The sequence below is a fragment of the Vibrio proteolyticus NBRC 13287 genome (assembly GCF_000467125.1).
GTDB lineage: Bacteria > Pseudomonadota > Gammaproteobacteria > Enterobacterales > Vibrionaceae > Vibrio > Vibrio proteolyticus.
The window spans coordinates 87032-101927 of the sequence record NZ_BATJ01000019.1 but is presented as its reverse complement, the minus strand read 5'-3'; the positions used below and the strand labels follow the sequence as shown (position 1 = coordinate 101927).

General features: G+C 53.1%; 16 protein-coding genes. 4 read left to right on the top strand and 12 right to left on the bottom strand.

What is annotated here, in order from left to right; all coding sequences use genetic code 11:
* Positions 1 to 143: 143 nt before the first annotated feature.
* Both VPR01S_RS17860 and VPR01S_RS17855 read right to left on the bottom strand, forming a co-directional pair.
* Entirely contained in the window at positions 144 to 677 is a 534-nt protein-coding gene (locus VPR01S_RS17860; RefSeq protein ID WP_021706775.1) for a hypothetical protein, read from the bottom strand.
* Between the two features lie 190 nt (positions 678 to 867).
* The gene (locus VPR01S_RS17855; RefSeq protein WP_021706774.1) at positions 868 to 1506 is read right to left on the bottom strand and encodes a hypothetical protein; all 639 of its coding nucleotides are present in this window, start codon (positions 1504 to 1506) and stop codon (positions 868 to 870) included.
* A gap of 434 nt (positions 1507 to 1940) precedes the next feature.
* Here VPR01S_RS17855 and VPR01S_RS17845 point away from each other — a divergent pair, with 434 nt between their 5' ends.
* On the top strand, positions 1941 to 3698 hold the full coding sequence (locus tag VPR01S_RS17845) for an SgrR family transcriptional regulator (RefSeq protein WP_021706773.1): 1758 nt from the start codon (positions 1941 to 1943) through the stop codon (positions 3696 to 3698).
* 6 nt (positions 3699 to 3704) lie between these two features.
* On the opposite strand, the gene VPR01S_RS17840 is transcribed toward VPR01S_RS17845, so the two are convergent.
* Positions 3705 to 4265: a TetR/AcrR family transcriptional regulator gene (locus VPR01S_RS17840; protein ID WP_021706772.1), complete on the bottom strand. Its 561-nt coding sequence runs from the start codon at positions 4263 to 4265 to the stop codon at positions 3705 to 3707.
* A 90-nt stretch (positions 4266 to 4355) separates the two neighbouring features.
* Here VPR01S_RS17840 and VPR01S_RS17835 point away from each other — a divergent pair, with 90 nt between their 5' ends.
* Together VPR01S_RS17835 and VPR01S_RS17830 are read left to right on the top strand one after the other, a co-directional pair.
* Positions 4356 to 4811 carry an HPP family protein gene (locus tag VPR01S_RS17835; RefSeq protein WP_021706771.1) on the top strand — a complete coding sequence of 152 codons (456 nt, stop codon included), beginning with the start codon at positions 4356 to 4358 and terminating at the stop codon, positions 4809 to 4811.
* A 124-nt stretch (positions 4812 to 4935) separates the two neighbouring features.
* Positions 4936 to 5721, top strand: a complete 786-nt coding sequence (locus tag VPR01S_RS17830; RefSeq protein WP_040903062.1) for an SDR family NAD(P)-dependent oxidoreductase — start codon at positions 4936 to 4938, stop codon at positions 5719 to 5721.
* A 45-nt stretch (positions 5722 to 5766) separates the two neighbouring features.
* Here the strand turns inward: VPR01S_RS17830 and VPR01S_RS17825 are convergent, their stop codons facing one another.
* Both VPR01S_RS17825 and VPR01S_RS17820 read right to left on the bottom strand, forming a co-directional pair.
* A complete protein-coding gene (locus VPR01S_RS17825; RefSeq protein WP_040903071.1) occupies positions 5767 to 7365 on the bottom strand; it encodes a BCCT family transporter in 1599 nt (532 codons plus the stop codon).
* A 434-nt stretch (positions 7366 to 7799) separates the two neighbouring features.
* Complete coding sequence (locus VPR01S_RS17820) at positions 7800 to 8990, bottom strand: sugar transporter (RefSeq protein WP_040903060.1); 1191 nt, start codon at positions 8988 to 8990, stop codon at positions 7800 to 7802.
* A gap of 254 nt (positions 8991 to 9244) precedes the next feature.
* On the opposite strand from VPR01S_RS17820, the gene VPR01S_RS17815 reads away from it, so the two are divergent.
* Complete coding sequence (locus tag VPR01S_RS17815) at positions 9245 to 9547, top strand: hypothetical protein (protein WP_021706767.1); 303 nt, start codon at positions 9245 to 9247, stop codon at positions 9545 to 9547.
* A gap of 9 nt (positions 9548 to 9556) precedes the next feature.
* Here the strand turns inward: VPR01S_RS17815 and VPR01S_RS17810 are convergent, their stop codons facing one another.
* The 7 genes from VPR01S_RS17810 to VPR01S_RS17780 all read right to left on the bottom strand — a co-directional run bounded on the left by VPR01S_RS17810 (position 9557) and on the right by VPR01S_RS17780 (position 14895).
* Positions 9557 to 10003, bottom strand: coding sequence for a hypothetical protein (locus VPR01S_RS17810; RefSeq protein WP_021706766.1), 447 nt, complete (start codon positions 10001 to 10003; stop codon positions 9557 to 9559).
* 96 nt (positions 10004 to 10099) lie between these two features.
* Positions 10100 to 10858: a phosphatase PAP2 family protein gene (locus VPR01S_RS17805; protein WP_021706765.1), complete on the bottom strand. Its 759-nt coding sequence runs from the start codon at positions 10856 to 10858 to the stop codon at positions 10100 to 10102.
* Between the two features lie 162 nt (positions 10859 to 11020).
* Positions 11021 to 11647, bottom strand: coding sequence for a thiamine phosphate synthase (gene thiE, locus VPR01S_RS17800; protein ID WP_021706764.1), 627 nt, complete (start codon positions 11645 to 11647; stop codon positions 11021 to 11023).
* A gap of 26 nt (positions 11648 to 11673) precedes the next feature.
* Positions 11674 to 12459, bottom strand: a complete 786-nt coding sequence (gene thiM / locus VPR01S_RS17795) for a hydroxyethylthiazole kinase (RefSeq protein WP_021706763.1) — start codon at positions 12457 to 12459, stop codon at positions 11674 to 11676.
* Between the two features lie 11 nt (positions 12460 to 12470).
* Positions 12471 to 13133, bottom strand: a complete 663-nt coding sequence (gene tenA / locus VPR01S_RS17790; RefSeq protein WP_021706762.1) for a thiaminase II — start codon at positions 13131 to 13133, stop codon at positions 12471 to 12473.
* Positions 13134 to 13145: 12 nt separating this feature from the next.
* Positions 13146 to 14096, bottom strand: coding sequence for an ABC transporter substrate-binding protein (locus VPR01S_RS17785; protein ID WP_021706761.1), 951 nt, complete (start codon positions 14094 to 14096; stop codon positions 13146 to 13148).
* A 16-nt stretch (positions 14097 to 14112) separates the two neighbouring features.
* Positions 14113 to 14895, bottom strand: a complete 783-nt coding sequence (locus VPR01S_RS17780; protein ID WP_425585318.1) for an ABC transporter permease — start codon at positions 14893 to 14895, stop codon at positions 14113 to 14115.
* Position 14896: the final 1 nt, after the last annotated feature.

The window sequence follows — 14896 nt, the reverse complement described above, 5'->3', positions numbered from 1 at the left end:
TTGTCACTCTACGAGATACCGTAAAATGACCTACGAATCGCCGAACATCGTCTCCCTAGCCGGGAGATTGCATCACGTTCTTCAGTGACATCCGCTAGAAAGCTTAGGAGAGTTCACGCAGAAAAAACCATTTTCCCGGCTGACTATGCCATCCGGGTCAACTTTTTGCAGCCAAACAACGGCATCACACCCACAATGTTGCCATGATCGTCCTGGTACTGAACCCAGACCCTCCATTTATCGATCATTTTCATTCCGAGCAACGCGGCGTGACGACCGGGAGCTAGATGACGGCGAAACGCACAATGGCCATCAGCAACGTGAATACGGTCCAGGGTACAATTGGACAACTGGGAGCAAAAGAACAAAGCGCCACAACGCTCTGCATAGTGCTCGATTTCCGTCAGTGCCACCGAACAGAGGCGGTTCACCGGGACATACACACAATGTATCGGCCCGCGGCTGCGCCCTTTAGGTTGAGACACCAGCAACAGCCGGCTTTCACGACAAGGTAAACCGTGGTCATAGCCAGTGGCCAGAGTGCCGCTGTGACACAAACTTAAATCGCATTCGCAGAGTTCTCGTCCAACGCGGGCAATGGTCAGCGGAACACGCCGAACAAAGGTGTCCAGGTCATCAAGCATCAGCCCGTACGCTTGTTGTAGAGTTAACGACATAAGCAATCCTCAATGTAGCCGACAAAAAACGCAGGCAGGTACATTGAGTAAAGCGTCAATACGGATTTTTTTCCTCCTTCCGGCCGGTAATTTGCCCAATGTCCCAATTTCCAGACACGGGTTTCAGACTTTTCCTCGAGTACAAAAAAAAGCCACGCAACCGCGTGGCTTGACAGCACAAGACACCTGCTCAGGTCACATACTGAACACCGCTTGGCTGACGGTAAATGCACTCGCTGCGAATGACATTGAACTGGGCATCAGAATGCTGCACATAGATGTGCCACAAGCCGTTCTTCCTTACGCCAATAATGTTTGCAGCAGTGGTGTCGTCATAAGTGGTGTTCGAGTTTTGATCACCGCGACCAAAGGATGTCTGGAATTCATTTTGCGCGGCACGCTGTAGATCTTTAGCCGGGAAATCCGTGGTCGGCCGAAGATGGACAAACTCAATACTGTTGCCCTGTCCCTGGCGAATCGCAAACGTACAGCCCGACAGGCGCGTGGTGCAGAGAAACTTCGCGTCGTCATAATGGCTGACCCGCACGATGTGCTCCGGCTTTAACTTCTCCACTTCCGTCACAGGAATGTGAATGCACTTAATTGGCCCTTTCGCTCCGCTCTGGGAAGTAGGGGTAAAGCGAACACGGTTTTCGACCGTCGCCACCCCCTGATTCCAGCCCCTGGCTTGTGTCCCTTGTAGGGATAAGTAGTAATCCACTTCATTCACTTTGGAGCCCGCCCCGTACACAATCACCGGAACCCGATTCATAAAAGTAGCCAGATCGTTGAGCATCAGATCATAGGCCTGTTGGAGTGATAATGACATGTATGTCCCTCTGTTTTTCTATCCATGAAATGCCACTACAGTTAAGTACATCTTGAACAAAATGCCCGGTTGAGATGCAGAAACGGAAGCCAATTGACATTTTTCATCGTGAAACAGTGCAACAGAAAGCAGTGCCTGACAGCGTGTTCGTGGGGGTACAGGAGCATAATGCTGACAGGCACTGACAAGATGTCCATCACAACGCCCTCTCTGGCAACGCGGTGGACAATATTCAGTCTGCCGCTGAACACGGAAGAAAAACAGAGACAAGTTACAGATGTTTTTTTCCGGATAAAACGTAGCAGGGGTCATAATCAGCCACTTCGACCAGCCAGAGACGAAAATGCGGAACGAAAGCAGGGAAAGATTTCTTATTTTCGCGCGCCGGATTTCGGTAAACTGAGACAGTATGCTGAAAAGTGGGGAGCACCAACGTGTCTGATCTGAATTTACTGCGCTATTATTCGCGTCTGGCACCGCTGGGCATTGCGGAGCCCATTAAACTGGCCCTGTCGGACATTGCGGAACGGCTGTTCACTAGTCTTCGTCATGCGCGTAACCTGCTAAATCAGATGCAAAAACACGGCTGGTTGAACTGGGAGCCCAAAGTCGGACGCAATCAGCGCTCAACTCTGATCCTCAACATTGAGCTGAGCGAACTGAAACAGCTCTTGGCGGCAGAGCGTGTCCGTCAGGGCCGCTATGAAAAGGCGCTGGTCATTCTGGACAACGACCAGCGATCGTTCGGCCGCTTACTGCAGAGCACATCCGGAGCCTCAATACGTGAGGGCCGACTGCACATTCAACTGACCTACAAACGTCCATTCGAACGGCTGGTACCGCATCAGTTGCAACGCTCCAGCGAACGCTTTTTTCTGCGTCAGATCTACTGTTGTCTGGTGTCGAGTGATTCGAAGGGCCACGTCCAGCCAGAGCTGGCGCACCATTGGGAATGCGCCAATAATGCCTGCCAATGGACGTTTTACTTACGTCCCGGGCTGGTTTTTCACAATGGTGACATTATCGACAGTGACACCATTGTCAGCCTGTTCGCGAAACTGAGCAGTCTGGGTGACTATCAGACCGAGCTGGCTCATCTGGTCACCGTCAGCGCCCCTCAGCCGCACAAGGTGGTATTCACGCTCAGTCAGCCCGACTTAGGTTTTGCGGGCCTGATATCTGGCGTCCGTTACGCCATTCAGCCCACCAGTCAGGTGAATAACGCGCAAACGTATGATGTGATTGGCAGCGGCCCGTTTGAAGTTCAGGAACACTCTTCCAGTCAGCTGAAATTACAGGCCTTTGAACGCTTTTATGCCTGCCGGGCCCTGACCGATCAAGTCACGATCTGGTTGCTGGAGGGACAAGAGCCAAACCAGCCCATGATCAGCACCAATCAGCCTGGTGCTGGCGCGGTCGCCACATCTGCCTGCAATTATTATCTGAGTTCAGAGCCCCCCCAGTCTGACGCGCACGAGACACAACATTCGCGAGTGGAAGACGGTTGCATGTTCGTTCTGTTTAACCAAAATGCTGCCAGCCCACTCAGTGAAGCGCAGCGGCGCTCGCTGTCCAACTACTTGTCGGCAGACAAACTGGCCGTGAGACTGCAACAACAAGGGGCACAGTTCGGCTCCGTCGTGGCAAGCAACTTGCTCCCAAGCTGGCATAAGATCACCCGCCCTCTGGCCCCCGAAACCCGCCTGCCCAAAAAACTCACTATCGCCGTTTATGATTACACTGCGTTAAAAAACTGTGCTGAAGGCATACGTTTTTTGCTCGAGCAACAAGGCATACGAGTAAAAGTAAACACTTACTCTTATCGGCAACTGATACAACAATCTAAACGTCAGACGCTGACAGAAGAGCTGATCATCACCAATATGAATCTGGACGACAACCGCCACGCCTCTGCATTCGCCAATCTATTTCACAACCCGGTGCTGCACAACGCGATAGGCCCCCCAGCCAGCCAGTGGTTTCACGAAGCGCTGAGACAATTGCGCGCGGAAACCCCGTTGAACCAGTATCTGGATGCGCTGGAGCCGCTGGCTTCGGCTCTGATCACAGAGTATTGGCTGACCCCACTGTTCCACCATCGCCAGACTTTGCGTTTTCACGGCGTGTTGAAAGACGTCGCCCTCACCAACTGGGGCTGGCCGGACATCAAAAACGTCTGGTCGGCAGACTGAATGGTGTCAATGTCTGAGATGGCTGAGGTGAGTGAGCGCCAGAGGAATACAACGCAGGGCGGCATCGCGCTCTGCGCTGATGTGCGCTGACACAATCGCGCCCTCTTTTAACAAGCACAGCAAATCCAGCCACTGCGCATCACGGCATTCAAGTCGATTTCGGATCAAAGCGCGCACATGCCGTTTATGCGCCGCACAGTACTCTGCAATGCGGCTGTCCTTTTCTCCTAACTCTGCGGAGGTGTTGATAAAAAAGCAGCCACGAAACGTATCCAGCTCGGCCACCCGATCGTGAAACCAGTCATCCAACGCGTGAAACAGTGCCTGCACCACGGCAGCATCATCCGTCTGGCCACTTAAACACCCATCCAGCCAGGACAAAAAACGCTGATCCCGCGCTTCGAGAGTCGCCAGCACCAGGGCCTCTTTACTACTGAAATGGTGATAAAGGGTTTTTTTCGCCACTCCGGCGACTTTCAATACTTCGTTGATGCCAACGTTGTTGACACCGTGGTCATAGAACAGCCTCAACGCCGTATCGACCAACAGATTCCGTTTATCGCTCATGATTCACCTCACTGATTGCATGTTGACACAGGTAGACCAATTTGTCTATCATGCTAGGTAGACAACTTGGTCTACCAAAAGGAAATCATCATGAACAATCCACTTTTTGCATTAATCTCCGGTATTGGTGCGTTTTTGGGCATTGCAGTGCTCTCTCTGGCAGACAGCGCACAACATGAATTCATTCTGCTCATGGCTCCATTCGGTGCCACTGCCGTGCTGGTGTTCGGCGTCCCTGACAGCCCTCTGGCACAAGCGAAAAATGTCATTATTGGTCATCTGCTTACGGCGTTCATTGGCGTGTGCTTTGTTCAGTTTGTCGGTGTCACACCCCTCTCAATGGCCGCCGCCACTGGTCTGGCCGTCAGTAGCATGCTGCTGACGAAAACCACGCATCCGCCAGCCGGCGCAAACCCAATGCTGATCATGCTGGCCGGACAAAGCTGGTCGTTTTTAGTTTCGCCAGTACTGATTGGCGCCGTGACTCTGGTGTTGGTAGGTCGTCTGATGCAACGTGCCCAGCGCTTGAATGCTCAAAAAGCCTGAGGCACAAACAAAGACGGCAGATCCGCCTGTCGTCTTTGCCAAACGGGCGGCGTGATTCAACCGTGCGGGCCACCACTGGATTGTCTAAACTGTGTTCAACACTTCATTGCAACTGGAGCACAACATGGCCAACAGAAATACCGCCCTGATCACCGGCGCATCAGGGGGAATCGGGTTGGAACTGGCTCGTATTCACGCTCAGAAAGGGGGCAACCTGGTGCTGGTCGCCCGCTCCAAAGACAAACTGGAAGCGCTCAGGGTGGAGCTGGAAAACCACTACAAAGTCTCCGTCCTGACAATTGTGGAAGACTTATCTCAACCGGACTCGGCCCAACGTATTTTTGACCAAACCCTAGCACTCGGCCTGCAGATTGATACGCTGATCAACAACGCTGGCTTTGGCGGTCATGGCTATTTTCATGAGCGCTGCCTAAACGATGAACAAGCGATGATGCAGGTCAACATGGTCACGCTCACCAACCTGACTCACTACTATTTACCGGGCATGATCACCCGGCGAAAAGGCCAGATTCTCAATGTTTCTTCCACCGCCTCATTCATGCCGGGTCCGCTCCAGGCGGTGTATTACGCCACCAAAGCTTATGTCACCTCGTTTACCCAGGCGATTGCCGAAGAGGTGCGCGAGCACAATGTCACCGCCACCGTACTGTGTCCTGGCGCGGTAGCGACCAACTTTGTGACGGCCGGGAACCTGGAAGGCGTCGGCATCTGGAAAAATGCCAAGAGCCCGGAATCGGTGGCCCAAGTCGGGTATCGGGCGATGGAACGCGGCAAACTGGTGGTGTTTAATGAAGGTATCTTGCGCATGATGCTGGAATGGATCATGCCGTTACTGCCGCGAAAAATGGTGCTCAAATTGTCGCGACAAGCAATGGAAAAAAGCCATTGAAACACAACTAAAAACGGCTCCTCTGGGAGCCGTTGTGTTGTCTGTTTAAGGCTTCAACAACCCTTGCTCGCGTAACATCTGATGAGCCATCTTAGGCGCATGCCACAAGGTCGGTAACAGAATAAACGACGCGGGTACCGCGGTGATCACGATGAACGACTGCAAAGCAGAAATACCGCCCTCACCCATAGAAATCAAGACGATGGCAACGGCTCCCATCAGCACACCCCAGAACGCACGCACCAAAGCATTCGGTTCTGATTGTCCGGTCAACACCACACTGATGGTGTAAGTCATTGAATCACCAGTAGTAACAATGAACGTAGTGGTCAGCACCAAAAACAGCAACGCGGTCAGTACAGGGAACGGTAACTGCTGCGTGATAGCCAACAGCGCACCTGGTAAATTAAACCCTTCGAAACCCGAGGCAATCACGCCCGGATTATCCAGTTCAAACGCCAGCCCGCTGCCACCCACAATGCTGAACCAGAAACAGGTGATCAGTGGCGCTGCCACACTCACTGCCAGAATCAACTGACGTATCGTCCGGCCACGAGAAATACGCGCAATGAAAATTGCCATCATCGGACCGTAACCAATAAACCATCCCCAGAAAAACACTGTCCACCAGCTCAGCCAGCCGGTATCTCCGCGATACAGTGCCATCGGCACAAACTGATCGACCATGCGGGCCACGCCCTGCATGTAACCATCAATAATGAAGCTGGTTGGCCCGGCCACCAGAATGAACAGCACCAGAGCAACCGACAAAATGATGTTGTAGCGGCTGACAATCTGAATGCCCTTGCTCAAACCACTGAGCGCCGATACGGTGTACATCAACATCGCAAACACCACCACCAGACTCTGGCTGACAAGGGTATCCGGCAGACCGAACAACTGATTCAGCGCATAGCTGATCTGCAAACCTAAGAAGCCAATCGGACCAATGGTTCCTGCCGCGACCGCCAAAATACTTAACCCGTCAATCACACTGCCAACCCAGCCGTGCAGCGCGCGCTCGCCAAGCACCGGGTACAACAGAGTACGCGGTTTGAGCGGCAGACCTTTGTCGTAATGCAGATGCATCAGCACGATAGAAGACAGACAGCCGAGGATGGCCCACGCGAGAAACCCCCAATGCATAAACGATTGTGACAATGCATTGATCGCCATACGGCGCGGAGACGCGTCACCAAAAATCGGTGGCGCAGAAACGAAATGCGCGATCGGCTCAGCCGCCGCCCAGAATACGCCGCCGCCCGCCAGCAGCGTACACAGAATAATGGAGATCCACTTAAAGGTGTCGATCTCTGGGGTCTTCAACGCGCCCAGACGTACGTAGCCAGTCTGACCGAATGCCAGCACCAGCCCAATCACAAAATTGGCCAGCAACAGAATTTGCCAGAACGCACCAAACCACTGTGTTGCGTAGCTGAAACCCGTGTTCACCAGAGAAGAAAGAAGAGGAGTATTGACGATCGCCAGAACCACAAACAGAGACAGGAAGCTGCCGCTTAACCAAAACACCGGGTTATTCAGCGCCAGTTGAGTACGAAGAGAGGATGACTGCGGAGGGTGGATCGCTGAGTAATCCGCCTCGGAAATGCTGGATGGCTCTGCGATCAGGGTAGATCTAGACATAGAAATTTCGCTTTTTTTGCCCGAAAGAATCGGCGCGTGAATGGCCCTCACATCAGCAAGAAGTGTGAGGCTGATCATAAAAGCGTGCCATCCTAACATAGCGGACGGGGCAATTGCATCCCGGATCGCCGGCGTGCCCGCTGAAATTAAAACGACCAGACCTCATACAATATGCACCCAGGCACATCTCACGCTCAGGTCGATTTCTTTGTCATCGTCTGTTTCAGTGCAATCCTAACTGACGTTGTGTCCCATTTGATAACACGATTTACAACCCCATATTAAAACGCGCTTTCCACTCGAAGACGTCAATGGCCGGATGGTGGACACTCGCGGATTTCTCAACGATGGCCATTTCCGCCATTTTATTGATTAATAGCAGAGATAAAAAAGCCCGGGAACACCGGGCTCAATATCATCTGGCATGATTGGCGTTAGCGGATGTCAGGATAGCGACGCAACATCACCAGAATCAACACTAAAGAGAGCAGCGCGAAACCAGCGCCAACGTAACCAATGCCCTGCAGTGAGCTGAAATGTATCACCTGACCACCAATCAGGGCGCCCGCCCCAATTCCGAGATTGATGATGCCGGAAAACATCGACATGATCATGTCCGACGCGTTCAAGTCGATGTTGAGCACTTTCACCTGCATCGCCAGCACCACCACCATCAGCGCGGTCCCCCACAACACCAACATGGTCGCGGTAGCCCACTGACTGCTTACCAGCATCATCATCAGCGCCATACACAACATCACAATGACGGTATTGGTCACCAGCAGTGGCGTGTTGTTCTTCTCTCCCCAGTAACTGAAAATGACACTGCCAATGATGCCAGCGCCACCAAACAGCAGCAGCAAGAAGGTAGTGAAGTTGCCACTCATGGCGCCGATGTTAATCATAAACGGCTCAATGTAGCTGTAAGCCGAATAGTGGGCGGTGAATATCAGGAAAATGAACAGATACAAACCCATCAGCGTCGGCTTTTTCAGCAGTTCCGGCAGTTTTTGTGTGGTATCCGTAAACAGACTTGGCAGTTTTGGCAACAGGCGCCACAACACCAGCATGATCACCATCGCCACCACACCGATCAGGGCAAATGTGGCCCGCCAGCCAAACCACTGACCGATAATTCGCCCAATCGGCACGCCAAGTACCATCGCCAGCGAGGTTCCGGTTGCCAGCACGCCAAGAGCCAGGGTTTTCTTACCCGGAGGCGCAACCCGAATGGCAATGGAGGCCGTAATAGACCAGAACACCGCATGGGCAAACGCTATCCCCACCCGGCTGACGATCAGGGTTTCAAAACTCCAGGCCAAAATCGAAAAGACATGACTGACAATGAACAGCGTAAACACACACAACAGCAAGTTTTTACGCTCGACTTTGCTGGTCAGCATCATCATCGGCAGCGACATCGACGCAACAATCCAGGCGTAAATGGTCAACATCCAGCCAGCAGAGGTTGGCGTGATGTCGAAATCTCGGGCAATATCCGACAACAAACCAACCGGCACAAATTCGGTGGTGTTAAAGATGAATGCACTGAAGCCCAGAGCAAACACTCTCAAATACTGAAGATGGCGAGAATCAGACCTCACCGGGGGAGTAGTTTCAGACATAGGGTTACAACAAAAAAGTGACAGGGAACACAGCGCGATTATCTCGTTTTCAGGTTACAGAACAAGCACTTTTACAAAAATAATTGCATATTCCTTAATCTGACGAATAAAGCGTGCCAAGACGACACATCAATCACAGACAATCATCCGAAGCGCAAGGCAGATCAAGCTTCATGGTTATTTCACATTTATCCCCTTTCGCCTGTCCTACACTCTTAATGCAGTCTGTCGCCACTGTACTCAAGGAGGGGAGGATGATCGCTAAACACAGAAACTACCTTTTAATGGGAACCGAGTATTTTCATGCGCGGATGCAAGTAAATCCGGTGGGGGTGCTCGATGTCGACATCGTCGAAAACCAGCAGCATTACCGTTCAAATTTTGATGACCTGAAATTTGAAAAGCAGGGTAAGCATGTTCGTGTGATTGGTCGCGAAGAAGTCAGAGGTGCGCGCCCCTGGCAATTGACGCTGGCAGAAAAAGACGCCGACGATCTGCATCAAATCATCGAACAGGCCAGTGAAGAGCTGGAAATTCTGCATCGCGATTTGATGTGACTGAAAACGTTACTCGCAGTAGTGAGCCAGTTGCGAGTACTCTTCTTCTTCTAAGGTAAAATAACGCAGTATGCCTTTGATCGGCTGCCCGGTCATATCGGCCATCACATAGTCGTAGTATGGCGATTGCGTGACCTCCTGCAACCAGTATTCCCCGTTCACTTTCTGAGCAACCAGCAAGGTGTACTCCGGTACCTGAAGCGCGTCAATATCGCGGCTGTGAGTGACCGACACGTCCGGGTGTGTTGCGACAAACTGGTTAAGTTGATGGGACCAGTCAGCATACCACTCCCCTTGCAACACCGGGCTCTCACCCAATACGGCCACCACCTGATTGTGATTGAACGCCTGACAAATTGCGTGTCTGGGGACCGGCGGATCGGTATCAGGTGCACAGGCACTGATGCCGTATACAGAAACCAATAAAATGCCTACCCGACCGGCGTATGAGATCATAAATCGCCTCGTAAATGAGTCAGTTATAACTAGTTATAGCCTATCTCATTGTGACTTCAAGGCGCGGAGTGGCGCGTTGATTCCCAGAAACCCAGCTCAACGTGATAACACGTGCTGCCAACGTTCAGGCAGCTTGGCCACCAGTTTGTCCCCAACCTGGGTGAAATTTGGCATCAAAGCATACACCGCCGTAATGAATAGGACTGAGCCAAACAGATCGGCTGGTCGGTGCATACCCAACCACAACCGGCTATAGGCTACGGCCAGTGCCCAGGCGAGTACCCCCACGGCCAGCGCGTAGCGCTTACGTTCAAAGAACAGACCGCCAAAGAACGCCACACAAATCGCCGCAAAAAGCGTGTGGCCGGATGGGAAAGAAAAATCTTTTTCCCCCTGCCAGTTCACGGTGCGCCAGTGACTCACTTCTTTTTGGGCTTCCTGAATCACCGCCGCTTTTTGTGCAGTATCCAGTTTGTAGAAATGACCCGGATCCGGGATCAGCAACTGCGCAGTCAGCAGTTCAGTGTAAGGACGAGGGCTTTCCGTTAGGTGTTTAAGGCCGGTTTTGCTGGCAAACCCTATTATCAGGATCAGAGCGAGTTGTAACATGCGTGACGCCCATTGCGCTTTTGGGATTCGCAGTATGAACGTCAGGGCAGTAAGAAAAATCAGGGTAAACAGGAAACCTTTACTACCAGCGGAATTGGTCAGCATGTTGTAAGTGATTCCAGTCAAGTCAGACACGTGAGAGAGCAAGTCCACATTGGTGCTCAGTAAACACACTGGTACCAACAGCACCGACATCAGCAGTAGCATAAGTAACCCATTGTATTTACTGTATAAGTGCTCTTTCATCGCTCATTCCGCCCAAGCAACCATTGGAAGATTCGGCATGGTAGCCGACAAGCAGGCCGGGAATAATCAATTTGCTGTCAAATCGCGGAAAGTAAATCACACAAGTGAGAAAAACGTCTCAGAGCCACCGCACCACAGACTGAGGAGATGGCTCATGATCGCTCAGTTTGGCTCGTCGGATAGCTGCTGTAAGATGGCCGCGGCAGCCGTGCGCGGGTCTGCGGCATGACAGATAGCCGACACCAAAGCGACGCCATGCACGCCCGTCTCCCAGACTTGTTGGAGGTTAGCCGGATGAATGCCGCCAATCGCCACCACCGGATAACGGCTGTTGGCCAGCGCATACTCCAGCCCGGGTATCCCCCACTCTTTCTGGATGTTGGTCTTAGTCGGGGTCAAGAAAATCGCACTCAGCCCAATATAGTCGATCGGCAGAGCCTCCGCGTCGGCCAGTTGCTGCTCATTTTCAATCGACAACCCGAGCAGTTTATCATCACCAATCAGACGGCGGGCGATGTCTGCTGGCATATCGGACTGCCCAAGGTGCACTCCGTCTGCCCCGACCGCAAGTGCCACATCTACTCTGTCATTAATAATCAACGGCACCCCGGAACCTTGCAAGACCGCTTTGACGGCTTCGGCGCGCTGGATAAACGCCTGCACATCACCGTGTTTTTCACGGACCTGCACCATGGTAACCCCACCGGCGACCGCTTCCGCCACCACCTTCTTGAGCGTGGTGATGTCTTGTTGATCATCCGTCACCAGGTACAAACGATAAGGATTCATAAAAGAGTCTCCGCTTCTGCGCTCGGTCATTGCAGTTTGAGGCGCGATAACAGCACCGTTTCATCCAGTTGATACAAGCTATCCAGCAGATGCATCTGTAAGCTACCCGGCCCGTTAGCTAACTCCGCAGCCAGTTCCCCCGCCACGCCCATGACCGCCGCAGCCGCCAGTCCTGAGGTTTCTCCAACAGCAGCGAACGCACCAGTGAGCGCGCTCAGCGTGCACCCCATGCCCGTGGCATATGGCATCATGGCGTGACCATTGGACAGTGACTGAATGCGATCGGCCGAGACCACGTAATCACTTTCTCCGGAAATCACCACACTGGCCTGATACTGCTCTGCCAGATAATGCGCGGCGCCAACAGCCGCATCGCTACTGTCCAGCGCATCCACACCTTTACTTTGCGCCTGCTCGCCAGCCAGTGCGATGATTTCGGACGCATTCCCCCGAATAATCAGTTGCTGCGCCAGTTGCGCCAACTCGCGTGACGCTTGGGTACGCAAACGGCTGGCCCCACATCCGACCGGATCCAGCACCACGACTTTGCCGTAACTATTGGCCTGCTCCACCGCATAGCGCATCCGCGGCAGCCATTGACTGTCGAGGGTGCCAATATTGATCACCAGCGCACCAGCGAATGCCATCATTTCGGCCAGTTCCTGTTTGGAATGCGCCATGATGGGGGACGCTCCCAGCGCGAGTAGGGCGTTGGCCGTGTTATTCATCACCACGTAATTGGTGATATTCACCACCAGAGGTTTCTGCGCCCGGACTGCGCGTAATGCGTCTACGATGAGTTGTTTTTCCACGTCGTGTTCTCCTATTGTGCATCCAGACCTTGCTGCCAGAACGCCACTTCCATTCGGGTGGCGGTTTTGAATACCTGAATCAGATTTTGTCCGCGCGAGCTGTAGAGGTCGATGTCTGCCAGCAACTGGTTGAAATGCGCGGCGCCGTCGGCCACACCAGACTGAAACTCTTCGCCGCCATAGAGCTGCAACCAGGTCGCATACGGGTTGCCTTCAAGCAATGTCTCCTTTGCCGCCAACAGCGCGCGGCCTATCTCTGCGTAACCGATGGAGCACGGCGCCAAAGCGGCATAAAGATCGACCAGATCACCGCTCATTCCCGCGTCCAGTACAAAGCGAGTGTAGGCGACGGTCCCGACATCTTCCGCTTCATTTTCCATGTCTCGCTCTGTCAGTCCCCACTGTTCGCAGTAGCGGACGTGATGAGCAATTTCCGAGTCCAGTAGCGCGTGTACACTTGGCAACGCGCGCCGCATGTCCTCCAGCGTGCGCGCTTTGTAAATCGCCAACGCGTACGCACGGGCGTACTGCTTGAGAAACAGAAAGTCCTGTTGCAAATAGTGCAAAAAACAGGGTTGTGGCAAAGCCCCACTTGCCAGTTGCTGAACAAAACGATGCTGGGTATACGCCTGCCAGTCATCACGGCAAGCCTCAATCAAATCCTGATAATTCATCGGGTGCTCCGGTTAGTTAAAATCAACAACGTAATCGCCTGCCTTAGGCAGAGTTTGGATGATGTGCTGGTCATACATAAACCGCGCGTAGTCATCATATCGCTTCAGATCCACCGCGGACGGGCGCAGCGCAAAACGTGTCAGAGTATCCTGCCAGGCGCGCTGGTTCAGTTCATTGCCCAGAGTGTCCGGAGCATAGGCAACAAACTCGTTCCAGGCTTGCTGAGGGTGATTCACAATATAGGTCGTCGCCTGCTCGATCGCTTTATTGAACCCCTGAATGGCTTTAGCATCGTAATGCTTGGCATTGGCCACAAACACCAACTCATCGTACGCTGGAACGCCAAGCTCTTCGGGGAAAAATGCTTTGGCTTGATACCCTTCCAGCGCCAGTTGATTGGTTTCAAAATTACGCAAGCCCCCCCAGATAGCGTCGACTTTGCCAGACGCCAGTGACGACGAAAGCGCCCAACCCACGTTGATGATGTTCACGTCACTGAATTTCACGTCTTCCTGCGCCAACATCGTCCCGATAGTGGCCTCCTCATTGCCTGCAATGGCGATACCGATGTTCTTCCCTTTGAGATCGGCCATGGTATTGATCTTACCGTTGTCCAGCACCATCAGGGTGTTCAGCGGTGTCGCGATCAGCGTTGAGGCGCGGATCAATGGCAATCCTTGTGCCACATCCATGGTCAGGCTTGGTTGATATGATACGGCCAGATCGACTTTACCCGCTGCGACCAGCTTGGCAGGCGTACTCGGGTCTGCCGGCTCCTGAATATCCACCGTCAGCCCTTGCTGACGAAAGTAGCCCCGTTGTTTGGCAATCACAATCGGGCCATGGTTCGGATTCACAAACCAGTCGAGCATCAGAGTCAGAGGTTTGGTTTCCGCGTGTGCCGCGATGGAAAACAGTGACGCCACCAGAGTAACAGCACAGATAAATTTGGTTGTTTTCACACAGAGTCCTTTTTAATCAGTGACTTTCCCAAGGGATAAATCGTTTAAGTAAGGTGTCGGTCAGGAAATACAGCGCCACCGACAACCCGGAAAGAATAAAGAGCGCCGCGAACATTTCGTCAATTTGCATGCGCGCATTGGCTTGCAGCATCAGGTAGCCAAGCCCTTCGCTGGAGCCGACCCACTCCCCCGCCACCGCACCGATGGGAGCAATCACCACCGCAACACGAATGCCAGATGCCAGTGCCGGCAAGGCCGCCGGAAAGCGAATGTAACGCAGCAGTTGCCAGCGGGTCGCACGCATGGTGTGCGCCAGGTCGAGATAACCGTTTGGCGTATTTCGCAGTCCGTCATAACAACAGGTGGTGACCGGAAAGAAGATAATGATCGCCGCCATCACCACTTTGGACGCCATGCCATAACCCAACCAGAGCATCAGAATGGGGGCAATGGCAAACACTGGCACCGCCTGACTGGCGATCAGCAAAGGAAGCAACCAACGTTTCAGCGGAGCGAACAGCAACATCTGCAGCGCAAACATCAGCCCAACCGACAATCCCAGCAGTAAGCCGAGTACAATTTCCTGGCCAGTAACCCAGGTATGACGCAGCAGAACATCGTGGCGTAGCAGCAAACGTTCGAACACATCCAGCGGAGCTGGAAGGATAAACGCCGGTAGGCGCAGCACGACCACCAGCAGTTGCCAAAGCGCCAGGATAACCAAGGCGCTGAGCGCCAGACGAACAGCCGGATGGGATACGAGCTCCTTGCGTCGAAAGGCAGACGGCAGCGACGCCATT

Bases quoted from the DNA above. Each gene is read 5' to 3' on its own strand.
- VPR01S_RS17815 (WP_021706767.1), top strand. From the start codon at position 9,245: ATGATCGCTAAACACAGAAACTACCTTTTAATGGGAACCGAGTATTTT.
- VPR01S_RS17805 (WP_021706765.1), bottom strand. From the start codon at position 10,858: ATGAAAGAGCACTTATACAGTAAATACAATGGGTTACTTATGCTACTG.
- VPR01S_RS17810 (WP_021706766.1), bottom strand. From the start codon at position 10,003: ATGATCTCATACGCCGGTCGGGTAGGCATTTTATTGGTTTCTGTATAC.
- VPR01S_RS17835 (WP_021706771.1), top strand. From the start codon at position 4,356: ATGAACAATCCACTTTTTGCATTAATCTCCGGTATTGGTGCGTTTTTG.
- VPR01S_RS17830 (WP_040903062.1), top strand. From the start codon at position 4,936: ATGGCCAACAGAAATACCGCCCTGATCACCGGCGCATCAGGGGGAATC.
- VPR01S_RS17820 (WP_040903060.1), bottom strand. From the start codon at position 8,990: ATGTCTGAAACTACTCCCCCGGTGAGGTCTGATTCTCGCCATCTTCAG.
- VPR01S_RS17840 (WP_021706772.1), bottom strand. From the start codon at position 4,265: ATGAGCGATAAACGGAATCTGTTGGTCGATACGGCGTTGAGGCTGTTC.
- VPR01S_RS17780 (WP_425585318.1), bottom strand. From the start codon at position 14,895: ATGGCGTCGCTGCCGTCTGCCTTTCGACGCAAGGAGCTCGTATCCCAT.
- tenA (WP_021706762.1), bottom strand. From the start codon at position 13,133: ATGAATTATCAGGATTTGATTGAGGCTTGCCGTGATGACTGGCAGGCG.
- VPR01S_RS17825 (WP_040903071.1), bottom strand. From the start codon at position 7,365: ATGTCTAGATCTACCCTGATCGCAGAGCCATCCAGCATTTCCGAGGCG.
- thiE (WP_021706764.1), bottom strand. From the start codon at position 11,647: ATGAATCCTTATCGTTTGTACCTGGTGACGGATGATCAACAAGACATC.
- VPR01S_RS17855 (WP_021706774.1), bottom strand. From the start codon at position 1,506: ATGTCATTATCACTCCAACAGGCCTATGATCTGATGCTCAACGATCTG.
- VPR01S_RS17860 (WP_021706775.1), bottom strand. From the start codon at position 677: ATGTCGTTAACTCTACAACAAGCGTACGGGCTGATGCTTGATGACCTG.